Below are 2,656 nucleotides of genomic sequence, written 5' to 3'. Positions count from 1 at the left end.
CTTGACCCTCTCTACGAAAAACTGATCAATTTGCAGTTGGCGTGTTTAGACGCTATAGATGCGGCAAGGAAGAAAGAGTAAGCATAGCCTCTCAGGTACTTTCACCAGATTCCTCGCACGCTCGGAATGACCCCTTAAAAAGCCTTGTTAACTCCTAAGAAATAGCCGCAAACTTAGGTTTCGGAATACATCAGGTGTAGGTATTGGTCTTTGGTTAGGGGTTGGTCGTTAAAGCGCATTGTCCAGGCGATGGCTTCAATAGCATCGTTGTTTTGGGCGGCCTCGTGGGGTACATACAAATAGTACAGTCTGTCGGTAGAGGGGCACTCACATTTGACAAAATAAATGGCTGGTTCGCGCCAGTGCCAAAACCCATCTAACCCCAGCGTTTCAGAAGCTATCTTATACAAGGCGTAGGTATCGGTGTAGGTATGTGTATAAGGCTTTAGGTCTTTGTCCCAGCGGGTTTGTGTTTTTTTTATACTTTGGCTGTCCAGCAAAGTAGCGTCTAATTGTTGGGCGATTATTTCGGGGGCAAACCCACGCAGTACCACCATTCGCTGTTCTACATTGGCAAGCTTCAACGCTTGTTTTACTTGTATAGGGGCTACGGTATCGTATTGCTTGGTTACTATTTGTTGGTTTTTTGCGTGCGAAAAAAAGCTCAAAACCTCTTCTTTAGACCTGCCTTGTTGCTTGTAAATACTCATTACAATGTGCAAATCTTCAAACTTTACCCTATTTACATAATATGCCATACCTTAATTTAAAAATAAGAGTTTGTGGATAATGTTACGTTGTTTTGTTTAAGTAAAAGAGCCCAGGCTATATACGCCTGATCTAAAGAATAGCATTGGCCAGGTTTTTTTCATTGACTGGCTTGGGCAAAAAACCAATCACAAAGTCAAGTTGAAGCACTTTACTCATTTGTTTTTCTGAGGTAGCCCCCGAAATCACCAATACCTTGGTTTGGGGATGTTTGGGATGAAACCTTTTGGTGTACTCCTGTATGAAATCATTGCCATTGCCCAGGGGCATGTTCCAGTCAATGCTGATGAGTTCAGGAAAATCGTTTGAAAGGTCGCATTCTTCTAAATATTGTAAAGCAGTAATGCCACTCATTTTTAGCAAAATTTTATTGCATCCTGTAATTTTAGAAATAAGCTTGTAGTTGAGGTAGATAAATGTTTTATCATCGTCTACTACCAGTATATGTTGATATTTGGCAGCCATAAGTTGTTGATTTGTCAGTGTAAATAATTGATGTATCTAAAACACGTGTCAAATATAAGGATAATAAACTACTGTGTACAATGTATAAGGCTTGACTGCGCGAAAAACTGGTGAACTTGAGTAGGGGGGTGGTTTTCGATTAAAAATTCTTGTACCTTATTTTTCAAATCGCTTAATTATTACTCTCAAAACTTATACGAATGCAACACATCTATCTTTGGCTTTATTTGCGCTGGGTATTTTGTCTGAGTGCCTTCTTTTGGGGCAAAACCCTGACCGCCCAACACAGCGATAGTGCCAGACACTATGCTGCCAACAAGGTGAATGAAAGCGTGATATCAATGAGTGACCGCAGCTATATCACCGCCACCGAGGGTTTGGGCAATTTGGATACCCCTCTGTTGTTAGAGACTAGCATAGCACCTACGTATTTCATTAGGTTTGGCAAAAGCTCTAGGCTGGGCATTTCTATTTCTCCCAAGGTGGTGATAAGAATTGCCCGTAAAGAAAGTTTTCCGGTGCTTACGCCAAGCTACACCCCCCGGGCGGTGTTGTACTGGAGGTTTCGCTCTCCGCTGGCTTACCTCACCCAAAAAAGTGGGCTAAAAAAAATAATTACCCCGCAACACGTCACTTTTCTTACCCTTAGGTTTAACCATCACTCCAATGGGCAGGCGGGCAGCGTTTTTATACCTGGCACCACCGACATTAACTTTGACACGGGTAACTTCACTACCAACAGTATGGAGTTGGCATTGAATACTGCCAATTTTGATTCTAATGCCAGCTCCAATTTTGTGGTGTACGCCAGGGCGGGTTTCGAGCGTCATTTCAACTTTAACCGCGAAGCCGATATGAAGTTTTTATATTACTGGCAAAGCGTAAACGCTGAGCTGAGGTTTACGGTGCATAAGTTTATAAACGTGGCGTTTTTGTTTAAACACATGACAGGCATAGGTACTTTTGAGCCTCAACAATCTTATGATACCTGGTTGTCTTTTCGTTTGGGCAATTACAGCGACTTTTCGTTTTTTGCCCGCTACTACAACGGTCCCGACTATTATAACCTACGCTATGTAAATCACATTTCGCAAGTGAGCTTTGGTTTACTTGTAGAGCCTTTGAACCTGCCCGTATTCAGGCGTTAGAGACCTTGGGTGGTTGCTTTAAAAAAACAAAGCCTTGCCCGTTTTTTAAACCGACAAGGCTTTATTTGTAAGCTTGTGTATCATTTAAGTAAGTAGCAGCAAGTCCTTAGATACCGATGAATATCGGTGCAATTAGCTATAAGCTACAAGTAAAGGTAACTATCTTGTAATGTGATAGTTATACTTAAATGTTAGGTGTATTTAATTTTGTCTTGGTACATAATGCAGTCAAAATAACTTCCCCATTTTAACTGTATATTTTAGTCGCTAGACAA

Annotated in this window: 3 protein-coding genes; 1 reads left to right on the top strand and 2 read right to left on the bottom strand. The window is 41.4% G+C overall.

Translation table 11 applies throughout. The features are described from left to right. Positions 1–173: 173 nt before the first annotated feature. The gene (locus tag Q0954_RS33600) at positions 174–758 is read right to left on the bottom strand and encodes a hypothetical protein (RefSeq protein ID WP_299466350.1); all 585 of its coding nucleotides are present in this window, start codon (positions 756–758) and stop codon (positions 174–176) included. Positions 759–840: 82 nt separating this feature from the next. Then, positions 841–1,233, bottom strand: coding sequence for a response regulator (locus Q0954_RS33595; protein ID WP_299466347.1), 393 nt, complete (start codon positions 1,231–1,233; stop codon positions 841–843). 200 nt (positions 1,234–1,433) lie between these two features. On the opposite strand from Q0954_RS33595, the gene Q0954_RS33590 reads away from it, so the two are divergent. Further along, entirely contained in the window at positions 1,434–2,381 is a 948-nt protein-coding gene (locus Q0954_RS33590) for a hypothetical protein (protein ID WP_299466344.1), read from the top strand. Positions 2,382–2,656 lie beyond the last annotated feature (275 nt).

This window comes from uncultured Microscilla sp. (assembly GCF_947493425.1).
GTDB lineage: Bacteria > Bacteroidota > Bacteroidia > Cytophagales > Microscillaceae > Microscilla.
The sequence above is the reverse complement of the archived record's forward strand: the minus strand, read 5'-3'. Positions and strand labels throughout refer to the sequence as shown.

What these genes read in the sequence shown, in the direction of transcription:
- Q0954_RS33600 (WP_299466350.1), bottom strand. Translation starts at nt 758, where the DNA reads ATGGCATATTATGTAAATAGGGTAAAGTTTGAAGATTTGCACATTGTA.
- Q0954_RS33595 (WP_299466347.1), bottom strand. Translation starts at nt 1,233, where the DNA reads ATGGCTGCCAAATATCAACATATACTGGTAGTAGACGATGATAAAACA.
- Q0954_RS33590 (WP_299466344.1), top strand. Translation starts at nt 1,434, where the DNA reads ATGCAACACATCTATCTTTGGCTTTATTTGCGCTGGGTATTTTGTCTG.